The sequence below is a fragment of the Acuticoccus sp. I52.16.1 genome, assembly GCF_022865125.1.
Lineage (GTDB): Bacteria > Pseudomonadota > Alphaproteobacteria > Rhizobiales > Amorphaceae > Acuticoccus.
The window spans coordinates 2,613,431-2,627,845 of the sequence record NZ_CP094828.1 but is presented as its reverse complement, the minus strand read 5'-3'; the positions used below and the strand labels follow the sequence as shown (position 1 = coordinate 2,627,845).

Sequence of the window (14,415 nt, the reverse complement as noted above, 5' to 3'; positions counted from 1 at the left end):
GGATCGCGGCTCAAGCCTTGTCGATGGGTTTCACCCCGCACCAATGGGCGATGAACAGCGCCATGGCGGTGGTGATCCGTTGGACCGAGGAGAGGCTGACGCACTCGTCGAAGCCGTGGATGTTGCGCGAGATCGGCCCGTAGCACAGCGCCGGGATCCGGTCGTAGAGCGCGTAGACCCGGGTATCGAGATAGCCGGGCGTGGTGAAGCTTTGCAGCGGCGTGCCGATCGCCTCCTCGTGGGCCCGGCCGAGCACCGCCTCGGCCTCCGATCCCGCCTCCAGCACGTAACCCTCGGCATGGAAGCCGTCGAAGGTGACGACGGGGGGGTTGTTGGAGAGGTAGGGGTCGGCGCGCGAGAACTGGGCGAGGCAGTCCCGGATCTCGGACGCCGCGGCGCCGGCGTCGGTCCCCGGATAGATGGCGATGCGGCAGTCGATCGCGCACCAGCACGGAACCGACGAGGCCCAGTCGCCCCCCTCGATCCGGCCGACATTGAGGTTGATCGGGTGATCGAGGTCGGCGAAGTGCGGATGGTCCGCCTTCTTCGCGTTCCAGCGCGCCTCCAGCTCACGCAGCGCGCCGACGAGGCGATAGGCGGCGTCGATCGCATTGGTCCCGCTGCCCATTTCGCGCACATGGACCGGCAGGCCCGAGACCTCGACCCGGAACCACAGGACGCCGGTGTTGGCCCGCACCAGCATCTCGTCCTCCGGTTCCGGAATCAGCACCGCGTCGGCCTGATAGCCGCGCAGGTGCGTCATCAGCGCGCCGTTGCCGGTCGACTCTTCCTCGACCACCGACTGGATGTAGACGGTGGACGCCGGCTCCAGGCCGATCCGCCGCAGCGCGTCGAGGGCGAAGATGTTGGCCGCCGCGCCGGCCTTCATGTCCGCCGCGCCGCGGCCGAACATCCAGTCTCCCTCGATCCGCGCCACGTAGGGGTCGCTGGCCCACATCGCGCGGGGCCCGGCGGGCACCACGTCGAGGTGCGATTGCAGGATCAGCGAGCGGCCGGCCTCCGCGCGCGGGCGGTGGATGCCGACGACGATCGGCGCCTCCGAGTGGGTATCGGACCAGGGCGCGCCGCCCGGATGCCGCGCGATCGCCTCGGGATCCATCGCGAAGCGGTCGCGCGCATACCCGCGGTCGCCGAGGGCGCGATAGATGAAGTCCTGGATGGTGTGCTCTTCGCCGCGATTGCTCCGGAATCCGACCAGTGCCCCGGTGAACTCCACCTGCGCGGCGAACCCGTCCTCGACCGAGCGGACGATGTCATCGCGCATCTGGGCAGTCAGGGTCATGGTTCGATCTCTCTCGTTTTCGGGCGGCTCGGCCGGGGATCCGCGGGGAGCCTCGCGGGTGGACCGAGCATGCCACCGATGCGCGCAAGGCTCATGCACAAATGTCACGCGGCCGGTGACGTCAATTCGAGCGGTTCAGTCGGTTGATTATCATAAATAGGCCACATAGCCTCCGTCCACCGCAATCTGGGAAGGCGTGATGGCCCATCCTCTCCTCAGCATCGACCAGGTGAGCGTCCGCTTCGGCGGACTCGTCGCCCTGCAGAAGGTCGATCTCGTCGTCGAGACCGGTCGCACCACGGCGATCCTCGGCCCCAACGGGGCGGGCAAGACGACCTTGTTCAATGCCGTGGCCGGCGTCGTGCGGCCCAGCGCCGGAAGCATCTCGTTCGATGCGCGGGACATCACCGCGGCGCTGCCGAGCTGGCGTTGCCGCCAAGGCATCGCCCGCACCTTCCAGATCACGCAGCCCTTCGCCGACCTGACGGTGCGCGAGAACGTGATGGTCGCCGTCACGTCGCGCGGCGTGTCGATGCGCGCAGCCCGCGCGGAGGCCGAGGAATACGTCGACTTCGTGGGCCTCGGCGGGAAGATCGACGAACCGTCCCGCACTCTCTCCACCGGTCAGCGCAAACGGCTGGAGCTGGCCCGCGCCCTCGCCACGAAGCCGCGCCTCCTGCTGCTGGACGAGGTGACCGGCGGCGTCGACCGGCCGAGCATCCCCGACATCCTCGACGTGATCCGGCGCCTGCGCGAGGAGCGCGGCATCACCATCCTCGTCGTCGAGCACAACATGGAAGTGCTGTTCGGCCTGGCGGACGACGCGATCTTCCTTAACCGCGGCGAGGTCGTCGTCGCCGGCCCGATGGCCGAGGTGGCCGAGCACGAGGCCGTGCGGCGCATCTACCTGGGGGGCGACGACGATGCTTAAGCTCGAGAACGTCAACGTCCACTACGGCGCGACGCAGGTCCTGTGGGACGTTTCGATGGAAGTCGGGGCCGGCGAGATGGTCGCCGTGATGGGACCGAACGGCTCCGGCAAAAGCACCGTGCTGAAGGCGGCGATGGGGTTGAAGAAGGCCTCCTCAGGCGCCGTCCTGTTCGACGGCGAGGACCTGCGGGCCAAACCGGCGACGGTGCGCCCGCGCCGGGGCATGAGCATCGTCCTGGAGCGCCGCCGCCTGTTCCCGCGCATGAGCGTGCGGGAGAACATCATGCTCGGCGGCTATGCCCGGCCGGCCGGCGAGGCGCGGGGGTCGTTCGCCTGGGTGCTCGGCCTGTTCCCGGAGATCGAGCCGCATCTGGACGCGACGGCCGGGAAACTCAGCGGCGGGCAGCAGCAGATGGTGGCGATCGCCCGCGGGCTGATGGCGCGGCCGCGTGTCCTCCTCATGGACGAGCCCTTCCTCGGCCTGTCGCCGGCGATGGTGAAGAATGTCTACGGCATCATGAAAACGATCAATTCCGAAGGCGTGGCGGTGCTGTTCAACGAGCAAAACGCCAAGCTCTCCTTCGCCATGAGCCACCGCGGCTACCTGCTGGAGAGCGGCCGCGTGGTCCTCAGCGGGTCCGGCGAGGAGATGCTGGAGCATCCCGAGGTCAGGCGCGTCTACCTCGGCGTCCGGGAGAGCGCGGCGTGACGCTCTCCTATCTCCTCGAACTCGTCATCAACGGGCTCATCACCGGGTCGATCTACGCTCTGGTGGGCTCCGGTATCGCGCTCGTCTACGGCACGACGCGGGTGCTCAACTTCGCCCACGGCGAGCTGTTGATGATCGCCGGCTACCTCGTCCTCTTCTTCGCGGTGACGCTGGGCTGGAACGTCCTCCTCGCCTCGGTGCTGACGCTCGTGCTGGTCGCGGCGATCGGCGCACTGATCCAGCGGGTGACGGTCGCGCCGCTCCTGGCGCGGGGAGACTGGGCCTTCCGCGTGATCGCGGCGACGATCGGCCTGTCGATCTTCCTGCAGAGCGCCGCGCAGCTCGTCTGGGGCGAGCAGTTCCGCACCCTGCCCTACTTCTTCCACGGGGTAGTCGTCATCGGCGAGCTGCGCATGCCCTGGCAGCGCATCGCCATCCTGCTGATCGCGCTCGCCATCATGGGGCTGTGCGCGCTCGTCCTCTACCGCACGCAGCTCGGGCGCATCGTCCGGGCGACGGCGCAGGACGCGGAAGCGGCACAGGCCGTCGGCATCCCCGCCGGCCTCGTCCACACCGCGGTGTTCGCGATGTCGGCGGCCCTCGCCGGCGCGGGGGCGATCCTTCTGTCGCCGCTGGTCACGGTCAATCCGTGGATGGGGGTGTCCTACCTGCTGAAGGGCTTCGCGGTCGTCATCCTCGGCGGGCTCGGCTCGTTCGGCGGCGCGGTGGCGGCGGGCTTCCTGCTCGGCATGATCGAGTCGTTCAGCGTGTTCTTCGCGCCGACCGAATGGCGCGACGTCATCGCCTTCACCTTCCTGATCGCCGTCATCTGTGTGCGCCCCAGCGGGCTCTTTGCCGGGCGGGAGGCCTGATCCGATGAACGAGGTCTTCGGCCGCCGGCCCTTCCTCATGCTGCTGGTGTTCACCGCCCTCCTGGCGGCGGTGCCGTTCCTGCCGGTGAACGACTACATCTTCCACGTCCTGACCCTGTCGCTGATCTTCGCCGTCTTCGCGACGGGGTGGAACATCACGCTCGGAATCCTCGGCCTGAAGACGCTGGGTCACAACGCCTTCTTCGCCATCGGCGCCTACATCTCGGCGATCGTCGCCTACTACGGCGGCGTCAGCCCTTGGTTGACGATCTGGGTGGGCGCGGCGGCGGCGGCCGCGGCGGGCGTGCTGATCGGCTTCCCGATCCTGCGGATCCGCTCCATGCCGCACGTGGCGATCGTCACGCTCGCGTTCGCCGAGATCGTCCGGCTGATCTTCTCCAATCTCAAGAGCATCACCCGTGGCGAGCTCGGCTTCTGGGGGATCCCGCCGTTCGACCCGATCGCCATCGGCGACACGACGATTCGCTTCGGCATCGGCAACGCGCTGGGCTCGTACGGGCTCGCGGCCGTCTTCTTCGTCGCCGTGCAGCTGGCCCTCCTGCTGTTCCTGACCTCACGGCCGGGGCTCACCTTCCTCGCCATCAAGGACTCCGAGGCGGCCGCGGAAAGCCTCGGCATCCGCCTGGCGTGGTGGAAGCTCCTGGCGTTCGGCGTCAGTGCGGCGGTGGTCGGCCTCAGCGGCGCGATCTACGCCCACTACGTGATGATCCTCACGCCGACCTCCGTCGCCGGGCCGGAGATGCTCATCACGCTCCTCGCGATCATTATCGTCGGCGGCGTCGGCCGGTTCTACGGCCCGCTCTATGGCGCCTTCCTGCTGACCATCGTGTCGGAGCTGCTGCGCGAATTCGGCGACTTCCGCATGCTGCTCTACGGCGCGCTGATCATCGCCTTCGTCTTCGTCGCGCCGCGCGGCATCGCCGGCCTGACGATGCGCCTGCCCCGCCGGCGGACCGCGCCGGTCCCCGATGCCGCCGAGGCGACATGACCCTTCGAACGCGGCCCGCGCGAGCGGCGGACCGGCGAGCGAGACACCGAAACACCAGTGAGAGGTGCAACGACATGACGACACGTAAGACCCACGGCCTCCTCGCAGGGGGCCTCATGATGGCGGGCCTCATGGTGAGCGCGTCCCCGCTTCACGCCCAGGACACGGTGAAGCTGGGCGTCATCGCCCCGCTCACCGGCCCCGCCGCCAATACCGGCGCGGCCCACCGCGAGGGCATCGAGCTCGCCGTCAAGGACTGGAACGACGGCAAGGAGCACGCCACCGACGACGCCCCGACCGCCACCGTGGTGTTCGAGGACTCCAACTCCAAACCCGAGGTCGCGATCAGCGCCGCGCAACGCCTGATGACGCGCGAAAGCGTCGACCTCATCATCGGCGACACCTTGCACAGCCACGTGACGCTGGCGTTGATGGAGATGGCCCCGCAGTACGGCGTGCCGATCCTGTCCGCCGAGCCGGTCTCCTCCGCGATCGCCGACAAGGTCCTGTCCGATCCGGAGCGCTACAAGCTCTACTACAAGGGCAACTACAACTCCGACGGGTACGGCCAGGCCGTGCACGGCTTCTACCGCTGGGCCTTCGAGAACGACGTCGTGCCCGAGGGCGACAAGAAGATCGCCTTCGTGGTCGAGGACACCGACTACGGCATCGCCAATGCCGAGAAGATCGGCGCGCTGTTCGAGGCGGACGGCTGGGAGGTCGTCGCCACCGAGACCACGCCGACCGGCACCACCGACTTCTACCCGCAACTGTCGAAGCTGCGCGGCCTGGACCCGGACGTTCTGGTGTCCGTCTTCACGCTCGCCAACTCGGGCACGTCGTTCGTCCGCCAGCTCGACGAGCAGGCGCTCGAGGCCTCGCATCTGGCGATCTTCTACCCGACGCGGCCCGAGTTCCAGGCCGAGGCGCCCGAGATCGCCGACGGCCTCTTCTGGGCGGCCCTGCAGTTCAGCCCCGAGATCACCCCGGCGCACAAGGCGTTCGCCGACAGGATCGAGGCCGAGTACGGCCACCCCGGCAACTACAGCCACGCCCACGCCTACTGCACCGCGATGGTGGCGCTGCGCGCGATCGACGAGGCCGGCGGGACCGACGCGGACGCCGTCGCCGAGAAGATCGGCGCGACGTCCTACGATTGCCTTGTGGGCACAATGGAATTCGGCGACGATCACACGGTCAAATCGGGCGCCGAGTTTATTCCGATCCCGGTCGCGCAGCAGCAAGGCGATATGAACCAGATCGTCTGGCCGGAAAACGTTGCCACGGCCGAGCCGAAGTAACACGGCGAATACGGGCCGGGGACGTGGCGTTCCCGGCCGACCCCGCCAAGGGAGGCATCGCTTCGTGAGCGCGTCGGACGGCCGCAGGCCCAGAACGGTTCCGGATGGGCAGGAGCGGCGCGGGAAGGCGCAGTTGAGCAGCCTTCTGGCCCGCTCGCCGAAGCTTTCGTCCGTGGTGGCCGGCGAGATCCGCGCCTCGATCATCGCCGACGGCCTGCAACCGGGCGACAACCTGCCGATCGAGAAGGAGATGATCGAGAGCTTCGGCGTCAGCCGGGCGACGATCCGCGAGGCGCTGAAGGAGCTGGAGGTCCAGGGCCTCATCCGCATGAAGACCGGGCCCACCGGCGGCCCCATCGTCGCCGGCAGCGGCTCGCAGGAGGCGCTCCAGGCGATCCAGAACTTCTGCTACTTCGAAAAGGTGACGATCGACGACGTCTACGAGTTGCGGACCCTGCTCGAGGTGCGCCTGGTCCGCTCCGTCGTCGGCCACATCGACGAGGAGTCGTTCGCCAGGCTCCAGGAGCTGGCCGACCTTTCCGCCGTCCCCGCCCGCAACGAGGACGCCCGACGGCGCCAGCGCGAGGCCGAGTTCGAGTTCCACACCGCCATCGCCGGCTGCTCGCCCAACCGCCTGCTGACGATGATGATCGAGGTGCTCGCCGCGATCCTGGTCCACGCGACGGCGCGCGAGAGTTCCCGCCACCGCATGCACAGCGAGTGGTCGTGCGAGAACGCCCGCTACCATTCCGACATTCTCGATGCGCTGCGGCGTGAGGACGAGGAGGCCGCCGCCGCGCTCATGGAGGAGCACATGGCCCAGGCCCACGGCCACCTTCAGCTCATGTACGGCCAGGTCTCCCTGGAAGACATCGCCCTCGGGACCAATCGCGGAGCCTAGGCGCGCCGGTTCCAGGACCGAATCCAGGTGACAAGATCATTTGTCTTCGCTTTGATCACCGCTGATGAATTGCCACGCATTCCGGCGTGCACCGATGAGACCTTTCCATGATGCGCCGCGTGCCGGACCTGAGCGACAAAGTATCCCCGCAGCCCGACGTCTTCCCGCTGACGTCGCCGGCCGATCTCAACCGCGCCTACCAACAGCTCGCCGCGATCGTCCAAGGGTCCGACGACGCCATCCTCACCAAGGACCTGAACGGCGTCATCACGAGCTGGAACCGCGGCGCCGAGCGGATCTTCGGCTATACCGCCGACGAGGTGGTCGGCCAGTCGGTCACGCTGCTCATCCCGCCGGAGCGACACGACGAGGAACCCGAGATCCTCGATCGAATCCGCCGCGGCGACCGGATCGACCACTACGAGACCATCCGGCGCCGCAAGGACGGCGAAGAGATCCACATCTCGCTCACCGTCTCCCCGCTGCGCAACGAGGACGGGGTGATCGTCGGCGCGTCGAAGATCGCGCGTGACATCACCGAACGGCACCGCGCGCACGAGCAGCAGCAGCTCCTGCTGGCGGAGATGCAGCACCGGATCAAGAACGTCTTCGCGCTGGCCGAGAGCATGGTGCGGCTCTGCGCCCAGGAAGCGCAGACGCCGGAGGAGCTGGCGAGCGCCGTGCAGAGCCGGCTGCACGCCCTCGCCAGCGCCCACGCGCTGACCGTCTCCAAGCTGGGCGCCGGAGCCCAAGCCTCTCCGGCCACGACGGACCTCCACTCGCTCATCGCCGCATTGGTCGCCCCCAGCATCGGCGAGCAGTCGCACCGGCTCCAGATCGGCGGTGACAATCCGCAGCTTCTGGCTGCCGCCATCACCCCGATGGCGCTCGTGCTCAACGAGCTGGTGACCAACGCCACCAAGTACGGCGCACTCGGCGACCCGTCCGGGCGGCTCTCGATCCGATGCGACCGGAACGGGGAGCGGTTCATCCTCGCGTGGACCGAGCATGCGCCGGGCGCGCCGGCGCCACGGCAGACCGCAGCCAGCGGATTCGGCGCGCGCATGCTCGACATGTCCGTGCGCCTGCAATTGGACGGCACCATCACCCAGGTCGCCGGCGACGAGACGCTGGAGATCACCCTCGATCTCAACCCCGCCCGCTTCGAGGAGCCCAGCGCGACGTGACGCGGGCCGATGCGCCCCGGCTGCCGGTGCCGGCCGCCCGCCGGTGCGCCCTCATTGCCGCACCTTGAAACCATAGCGTGGGGCTGCGGATTTGTGTCGTGAACCACCCAGGAGGGAAGCTTCATGACGATATTCCGCAACACCCTGATCGCCGCAGCGATCGTCGCGAGCCCGGTCGCGCTGGCGCAGACGGCGACGACGATGCCGGACGGCCGGATCGGCGTCGCAGCCGCGCTCGACGCCGCCAAGGCGCAGGTGAACGGCGGCATCCTCGAGGCCGAGCTGGAGACCGAAGGCGGCGAGCTGGTCTGGGAGATCGACATCGTCGTCGGCGAGACGATCCAGGAAGTGAAGGTCAACGCGATGAGCGGCGAGGTGATCTCCGCCGACGAGAAGACCATCGAGGGCACCTGGCGCGGCTGGTTCGACGAAGACCGCCTCGCGGCCGCCCAGCAGCTCAGCGGCGACCTCGGCGGCATGATCACCAAGGCCGAGACCGAGGCCGGTGGACAGATCGTCGAGCTTTCGCTCGAAGAGGAAGACGGGCGCCTGCTGTACGAGGTCGAGTTCGACATGCCCTCCGGCGACCGCGAGATGCTGCTCGACCCGCAGACCGGCGCGCTGATGCCCGACGACTGATCCGCGCTCCGACGCCGCCGCGGCGGCGGACGGGCGGGCACGGTGTCCGGCCAAGCCCCCCTCGGGCGGCCGTCACACCGCAATCATGATCGACATGCCGAAGCCGGCGAGCCTCCCGCTCGCCGGCTTTTTTCACGTCTGCCGGGCCGCGCGGCCGAGCCGCCGCCGGTCACCGGCACAGCGACGTCGTCAGCACCGGCATCAGCGTCCACGCCGCCGCGACGAGGCCGACCCAGCCGGTCGCCACGCTGATGCACCGGATGACGTGCGACGACGATGCGAGCCCCGGCCGGTGGAGGGCGACGAGGATCGCCACCTGCAGGGCCAGCGCGACGCCGTATGCGCCGACGAGGAGGGCGCGCGGCAGCGACAGCGGGTCGGCCGCCGGCTCCGCCAGCCCGTGTCCGCACAGGAGGCCGTGCAGCCCGTAGACCGCGCTGAAACTGGCAAGCCACACCAGCGGGGCGACGAGGATGCGCACGACATCGCTCATGCGAGGAACCCCGGCAGATGGCCTGCTGCCAGGACGAGCGCCGTCGTCAGGGCGAGGTACCACGTCCAAAGGTCGACGATGGGGAAGTCGGCCCGGCGCGCCGGGGAAGTGAAGCCGGCGCCGACGCGGGCCATCAGGAAGGCGATCATCAGCCCCACCAACACCGCGTGGAAGAGGGCATAGCCGGCGAGGACGAAGAGCGTCGCATCATAGGCGTGGCCCGTCGGCGCGGGGATGCGCAGCATCATCGCCGCACACACGGCGGCGACGGCGAGCACGCCGGCGAACCCGGCGGCGAGCGCCGGCAACGGCCCACGACCGGCCCGGTTGGCGCGGCCCGCGACGCCCGTCGCGACGACCGCGACCGCCACGCCGAAGAGGCCGACCGCCACCTCCGGCACCGACGCTTCGAACCATGCGGGCGGCGGCCAGCCGGGCGCCACGGTCCACAGGAAGGCGAAGCCGAACAGCAGCGAGCCGAAGAAGGTCGCGTTCGCCACCAGCAGGAAGGACGACCCCCACCATCCGGGCGACCGATCCGTCGCACCCGCGTGCGGCAGCGTGATGCCATGGCCGATCGCCTCGGCCGGCGCGTCGGTCCGCGCGCCCAGTTGCCAGACCCACCGCCATGCCAGCGCCGCCACACCGGCTAGCGCGAACGGCACGAGCCAGTAGAGCTTGAGGAGCAGCGCGAGGAAGAACAGCCCCGTCACCGCGGCCATCGCGATCGGCAGGCGCGTGTTCGCCGGGTAGACGACGAGCGCGTCCGGGGCGCCGCTCGCAACGTCCACCATCAACGTCTCCCGCCGGTTCCCGCGCGGCTCGCCGAGGTAGCCCTCACCCCGCGCCAGGCGCACCGCCAGGGCGGGATCGTCGGCCAGCGGCTCGCGCGAGACGACCTGCGGCAGGCTGGCGAAGTTGTAGGCGGGAGGCGGCAGCATCATCGCCCACTCCAGCGTGCCGGCGTGCCACGGGTCGCGTCGCCCCCGTGAGGCGGTCAGAACATGGACGATCACGTCGAGGATCACGATGGCGATCCCCATCGCCATGATGAAGCCGCCGACCGAGGAGACGAGATTGATCGCCGTCCACCCGTCCTCCGGCAGATAGGTGGAGATGCGGCGGCGCTGGCCGAGCAGCCCCACCCAGTGCATCGCCAGAAACGTGACGTGGAAGCCGACGAAGATGAGCGCGAAGGCGACCTCGCCGAGGCGGAAGAAGCGCTTGCGCCCGGTCGCCTGCGGCAGCCAGTAATAGAGCCCGGCGAGCATCGGGAAGACGAACCCGCCGAAGAGGACATAATGGAGGTGCGCCGTCACGAAGGCCGTGTCGTGAACCTGCCAATCGAACGGCACGACGGCGACCATCACCCCCGTCAGCCCGCCGATGACGAACGTCGCGAAGAAGCCCAGGATGTGCAGCATCGGCAGGCGCAGCTCCGGCCGCCCCTTCCACATGGTGCCGATCCACGCGAAGATCTGCACCCCGGTCGGCACCGCCACCAGCGTCGACGCGGCGGAGAAGAAGGCGAGCGACATGTGCGGGATGCCGGTCGTGAACATGTGGTGGACCCAAAGCCCGAAGGACAGGAAGGCGAGCGCCACCGCGGCGGCGACGATCCATCCGTAGCCGAGCAGCGTCGTGCGGCACATGACCGGGAGCACCGTCGAGATCACGCCCGCCGCCGGCAGGAAGATGATGTAGACCTCCGGGTGCCCGAACAGCCAGAAGAGGTGCTGCCACAGCAGGCTGTCGCCACCGAGATCGGCCTGGAAGAAGGGCAGACCGAAGGCGCGCTCCAGCTCCAGCAGCACCGACCCCAGGATCAGCGGCGGGAACCCGGTCAGGATCATCAGCGCGGTGACGAGCGCGTACCAGGCGAAGATCGGCATCTTGTCCAACGACATGCCGGGCGCACGGTACTTGAGGATCGACACGCACAATTCGACGGCCGCCGCCATCGCCGAGATCTCGACGAAGGTGATGCCGATGAGCCAGAAATCGGTGTTGATGCCGGGCGAGTAGATCGGGCCGGTCAGCGGCGGGTACATGAACCAGCCGCCGTCGGGCGCGATGCCCAGCACCATCGACACCAGCAGCATCGTGCCGCCGAAGACGTAGCACCAGTAACCGTAGGCGGTGAGCCGCGGGTAGGCGAGGTCGCGCGTGCCGAGCAGCTTGGGCAGCAGGTAGATCGCGAGCCCTTCGAACGTCGGGATCGCGAACAGGAACATCATGATGGTCCCGTGCATCGTGAAGATCTGGTTGTAGATCTCCGGCCCGGCGAAGGCCGAGCCCGGCGTGGCGAGCTGCGCGCGGATCAGCATCGCCAGGATGCCGCCGATCAGGAAGAAGACGAACGCGGTGACGAGGAAAAGCTTGCCGACGTCGGAGTGGTTCACGGTGGAGAACCAGCCCCGGAGCCCCGGCTCGGACGACCAGATCGCGGTCAGCTTGCGGTGGCGCTCGAGTGCTCTCATTCGGTCTCGCTCGTCATGAAGGCGTCCCATCCGGCGGCGTCGTGTGCCACCACTTCGAACGTGAGGCGGTCGTAGCCGGGGCCGGAGAATTCCGCGCTGAGCCCGGCGTAGGTGCCCGGTCGGTCCGCCGCGATACGCAGGACGTTGGTGTGGCCGGGCACCGCGTCGAGCTTTCCGGCGAGCCGCGGCACCCAGAAGCTATGGAGCACGTCGGCTGTGGTGATCGCGACGTCCACCGGACGGCCGGCCGGGATGTGCAGCACGTTCCGGCTCGTGCGGGCCGGAGGGTCGCCGTACGAGAAGACCCAGGCCGACCGCCCGCCTTCGGCGGCGACGCGCACGACGTCCGGCGCATCGCGCGGCAACAACCGCTCGCCGACGACGAGACCGTAGGCCAGGAGCGCCAGCAGGACCGCCACCGGGAAGGCGATGCCGAGCTTGACGACGAACAGCCGCACGCGCGCGGCGTCGCCGTCCGTGCCGCTCCCGGCGTCACCGTCTTCGGGGCGACGAAAGGCGGCGGCGACGAGGGCCATCACCAGGGCGAAAATGAGCACCGCGCCGACCAGCATGACCCACCACAGCGTCGCGATATCGCGCGCCGCCGGGCCGGCCGGGTCGAGGGTCGACAGCGGCCCTTCGCAACCGGCCAGCGCGAGGGGCGTTGTCGTCAGGAACAGGATGCGGGGTGAGAGATGACGTCCGAAACGATTCTGAACGACGGCGAGGAGTTGACGGACCCGATCGCCGAGATCCCCGGCTTCCGGGAGACCGAGTCGCGGATCGCCGTCATGGGCCATCCGATCCACGCGATGAGCGTCGCCTTCCCGGTCGCGCTCACCTTCTGCACCTTCGGCGCCGATGCGCTCTACTGGTGGACGGGTGACGTCTTCTGGGCGCGCGCCGCGCTCTGGGCCGCCGGCACCGGGTTCCTGTTCGGGATGCTCGCCGGCTTCTCGGGCACGGCCGAGCTGCTGCTCGTCTCGGGCATCCGGGCGCGCGCACCGGCCTGGACGCACTTCATCATCGCGGTGACGCTGCTGGCGCTCTTGGGCGCCAACTGGGGCCACCGGCTCTACGGGTTCGAGGCGGCGGTGCTGCCTTATGGCATCCTCCTGTCGGCGCTGTGCGTCGGCGTCGTGGCATTTACCGGCTGGCATGGCGGCAAGCTCGTGTTCGACTATCGGCTGGGGACATCGAAGAGCAGCTGACGGCCGCGCGGGACGGTGAGCCAGTCCGGGAACTCGATGAAGGCCAGCGCCGGCTTGCCGAGGACGAGGACCAGGATCGCCACCACCGGAATCGCCACGGCCGCGATCGGCAGCCACGGGCTCGGCGGGGTGTGCTCGCCGGGTTCCTCGGCCACCTTCGCCAGGATGTGGCCGACCCACGCGTGCGCCACCACCAGAAGCGCGACGAACGCCAGCTTGGCGTAGAGCCATGGCGTGAACACCTCGCGCAGGAAGATGAGCCACGTTCCGGCGATCACGGCGATCACCGCCGCCGGCGTGACGCATAGCGTGTAGGTGACGTGCGTGGCGCGGCGGATGATGTCGTAATCCGCCGCCGACACGGCGGGGTCGTGCCGCGCGAGCATGAGCGGCAGCGCCACCAGCCCGCCGGCCCAGACCAGCAGCGCCGCGATGTGCACGGACTTGAAGAGCGGCACCGCGGCGGTCAGCGCCGAAAGGACGGGCCCGTCTAGCACGAGGCGGCGCCGCGGTGGGCGATCATCGCCCAGCCCCGCCGGGCGACGATGACCGCGGCGACGGCGTAAGGGATTCCCGCCGGCACCCACATGATCAGCCCGCCGAGCGCCTGGTCGTCCACCGGAGAGATGCCGAAGGCGAACGGCGCGGCGAGGTGGGCGGCGAACAGCGGCTGCGGCGCGAACGTCAGCACCGCGCCGAGCATGCCCATCTGCGCGAAGCCGGCGACGACGAAGGCGAGACTGTCGATCGGCGAGGCTTCCTGCGCGAACACGCAGCGCCAGAACCAGACGGCGCTGGCGAGAAGGCTCAGCTGCATCAGCCAGTAGACGGCGACGTTGGCCAGCGCGAGGTCGTAGGCCGCCGGCACGTGCCAGGCCCACAGGACGACCGTCGAGACCGCGAAGGGCAGCGCGATGCGTGGCGCGCGAAGCGAAGGCACCGCGCACGCGAGAAGCGGCGCCGCGACCGCCACCAGCAGGACGTGATGCACCCCCCGCGCCGAGAAGAGCGCCGCGGAGAGCGGGCACAGCGGAGAGACGAAGGCGACCGCCAGAACGCCCACCGCCGCGAGACCCGCCGGGTGGCGGCGCAGGACGAGGGTGAGGGCGAGCAGCGCCACGAGCAGAGCGGGATCGAAGTTCCAGGACGCCCAGACCGCGTCGGGAAGGGGCGGCGGTCCGCAGTACGTGGCGTTCATGCGGGAGGCGACCTCCATGGGGCTCGATGCGTTGGACCGCGAAACGATCGCGGGCGAGTGCCCGGATAAGGTCCCGCGCAAGACTAAACCGATGCGTGCGGACGATCGTTCCCCGCCCGCCTGCGACCAGACGCCTCTGCCGGCGGACGGCGAAAGCACGCGGACGACCCTCGTCGTCCGC

At 69.3% G+C, this 14,415-nt stretch carries 15 protein-coding genes; 9 read left to right on the top strand and 6 right to left on the bottom strand.

The features are described 5' to 3' along the window. Positions 1–10: 10 nt before the first annotated feature. Positions 11–1,303, bottom strand: coding sequence for an ArgE/DapE family deacylase (locus MRB58_RS11915; RefSeq protein ID WP_244777196.1), 1,293 nt, complete (start codon positions 1,301–1,303; stop codon positions 11–13). Between the two features lie 199 nt (positions 1,304–1,502). Here MRB58_RS11915 and MRB58_RS11910 point away from each other — a divergent pair, with 199 nt between their 5' ends. From MRB58_RS11910 to MRB58_RS11875, 8 genes are all read left to right on the top strand, one after another. Then, positions 1,503–2,234, top strand: a complete 732-nt coding sequence (locus MRB58_RS11910) for an ABC transporter ATP-binding protein (protein WP_244777195.1) — start codon at positions 1,503–1,505, stop codon at positions 2,232–2,234. Next, on the top strand, positions 2,227–2,943 hold the full coding sequence (locus tag MRB58_RS11905) for an ABC transporter ATP-binding protein (RefSeq protein ID WP_244777193.1): 717 nt from the start codon (positions 2,227–2,229) through the stop codon (positions 2,941–2,943). Before MRB58_RS11910 ends, MRB58_RS11905 begins: the two co-directional genes overlap by 8 nt. Further along, positions 2,940–3,815 carry a branched-chain amino acid ABC transporter permease gene (locus tag MRB58_RS11900; RefSeq protein ID WP_244777191.1) on the top strand — a complete coding sequence of 292 codons (876 nt, stop codon included), beginning with the start codon at positions 2,940–2,942 and terminating at the stop codon, positions 3,813–3,815. Before MRB58_RS11905 ends, MRB58_RS11900 begins: the two co-directional genes overlap by 4 nt. A 4-nt stretch (positions 3,816–3,819) precedes the next feature. Beyond that, complete coding sequence (locus tag MRB58_RS11895; protein ID WP_244777189.1) at positions 3,820–4,824, top strand: branched-chain amino acid ABC transporter permease; 1,005 nt, start codon at positions 3,820–3,822, stop codon at positions 4,822–4,824. 74 nt (positions 4,825–4,898) lie between these two features. Continuing rightward, complete coding sequence (locus MRB58_RS11890; protein ID WP_244777187.1) at positions 4,899–6,125, top strand: ABC transporter substrate-binding protein; 1,227 nt, start codon at positions 4,899–4,901, stop codon at positions 6,123–6,125. Positions 6,126–6,258: 133 nt separating this feature from the next. Next, complete coding sequence (locus MRB58_RS11885) at positions 6,259–7,026, top strand: FadR/GntR family transcriptional regulator (protein WP_244777185.1); 768 nt, start codon at positions 6,259–6,261, stop codon at positions 7,024–7,026. Positions 7,027–7,133: 107 nt separating this feature from the next. Next, complete coding sequence (locus MRB58_RS11880) at positions 7,134–8,213, top strand: sensor histidine kinase (protein ID WP_244777184.1); 1,080 nt, start codon at positions 7,134–7,136, stop codon at positions 8,211–8,213. A gap of 123 nt (positions 8,214–8,336) precedes the next feature. Beyond that, the gene (locus MRB58_RS11875) at positions 8,337–8,852 is read left to right on the top strand and encodes a PepSY domain-containing protein (RefSeq protein WP_244777182.1); all 516 of its coding nucleotides are present in this window, start codon (positions 8,337–8,339) and stop codon (positions 8,850–8,852) included. Positions 8,853–9,021: 169 nt separating this feature from the next. Here MRB58_RS11875 and MRB58_RS11870 read toward each other — a convergent pair whose 3' ends face one another. The 3 genes from MRB58_RS11870 to MRB58_RS11860 are packed head-to-tail and all read right to left on the bottom strand — an operon-like array spanning position 9,022 to position 12,397. After that, positions 9,022–9,345, bottom strand: a complete 324-nt coding sequence (locus tag MRB58_RS11870) for a hypothetical protein (protein WP_244777180.1) — start codon at positions 9,343–9,345, stop codon at positions 9,022–9,024. Further along, positions 9,342–11,825: a cytochrome c oxidase subunit I gene (gene ctaD, locus MRB58_RS11865; protein ID WP_244777178.1), complete on the bottom strand. Its 2,484-nt coding sequence runs from the start codon at positions 11,823–11,825 to the stop codon at positions 9,342–9,344. The genes MRB58_RS11870 and ctaD overlap by 4 nt, the downstream gene beginning before the upstream one ends. Continuing rightward, a complete protein-coding gene (locus MRB58_RS11860; protein WP_244777175.1) occupies positions 11,822–12,397 on the bottom strand; it encodes a cytochrome c oxidase subunit II in 576 nt (191 codons plus the stop codon). Before MRB58_RS11860 ends, ctaD begins: the two co-directional genes overlap by 4 nt. 123 nt (positions 12,398–12,520) lie before the next feature. Here MRB58_RS11860 and MRB58_RS11855 point away from each other — a divergent pair, with 123 nt between their 5' ends. Beyond that, positions 12,521–13,036, top strand: coding sequence for a DUF2231 domain-containing protein (locus MRB58_RS11855; RefSeq protein ID WP_244777173.1), 516 nt, complete (start codon positions 12,521–12,523; stop codon positions 13,034–13,036). Here the strand turns inward: MRB58_RS11855 and MRB58_RS11850 are convergent. Continuing rightward, entirely contained in the window at positions 13,006–13,533 is a 528-nt protein-coding gene (locus tag MRB58_RS11850; protein ID WP_244777171.1) for a CopD family protein, read from the bottom strand. The two genes, MRB58_RS11855 and MRB58_RS11850, sit on opposite strands and share 31 nt — an antisense overlap. Next, the gene (locus MRB58_RS11845) at positions 13,527–14,234 is read right to left on the bottom strand and encodes a cytochrome c oxidase assembly protein (protein ID WP_244777170.1); all 708 of its coding nucleotides are present in this window, start codon (positions 14,232–14,234) and stop codon (positions 13,527–13,529) included. The genes MRB58_RS11850 and MRB58_RS11845 overlap by 7 nt, the downstream gene beginning before the upstream one ends. Positions 14,235–14,415 lie beyond the last annotated feature (181 nt).

Excerpts from the sequence above, each read along its gene's own strand:
- MRB58_RS11880 (WP_244777184.1), top strand. The coding sequence starts at position 7,134 with ATGATGCGCCGCGTGCCGGACCTGAGCGACAAAGTATCCCCGCAGCCC.
- MRB58_RS11875 (WP_244777182.1), top strand. The coding sequence starts at position 8,337 with ATGACGATATTCCGCAACACCCTGATCGCCGCAGCGATCGTCGCGAGC.
- MRB58_RS11895 (WP_244777189.1), top strand. The coding sequence starts at position 3,820 with ATGAACGAGGTCTTCGGCCGCCGGCCCTTCCTCATGCTGCTGGTGTTC.
- MRB58_RS11860 (WP_244777175.1), bottom strand. The coding sequence starts at position 12,397 with ATGCTGGTCGGCGCGGTGCTCATTTTCGCCCTGGTGATGGCCCTCGTC.
- MRB58_RS11845 (WP_244777170.1), bottom strand. The coding sequence starts at position 14,234 with ATGAACGCCACGTACTGCGGACCGCCGCCCCTTCCCGACGCGGTCTGG.
- MRB58_RS11855 (WP_244777173.1), top strand. The coding sequence starts at position 12,521 with ATGACGTCCGAAACGATTCTGAACGACGGCGAGGAGTTGACGGACCCG.
- MRB58_RS11870 (WP_244777180.1), bottom strand. The coding sequence starts at position 9,345 with ATGAGCGATGTCGTGCGCATCCTCGTCGCCCCGCTGGTGTGGCTTGCC.
- MRB58_RS11915 (WP_244777196.1), bottom strand. The coding sequence starts at position 1,303 with ATGACCCTGACTGCCCAGATGCGCGATGACATCGTCCGCTCGGTCGAG.
- MRB58_RS11890 (WP_244777187.1), top strand. The coding sequence starts at position 4,899 with ATGACGACACGTAAGACCCACGGCCTCCTCGCAGGGGGCCTCATGATG.
- MRB58_RS11905 (WP_244777193.1), top strand. The coding sequence starts at position 2,227 with ATGCTTAAGCTCGAGAACGTCAACGTCCACTACGGCGCGACGCAGGTC.
- ctaD (WP_244777178.1), bottom strand. The coding sequence starts at position 11,825 with ATGAGAGCACTCGAGCGCCACCGCAAGCTGACCGCGATCTGGTCGTCC.
- MRB58_RS11910 (WP_244777195.1), top strand. The coding sequence starts at position 1,503 with ATGGCCCATCCTCTCCTCAGCATCGACCAGGTGAGCGTCCGCTTCGGC.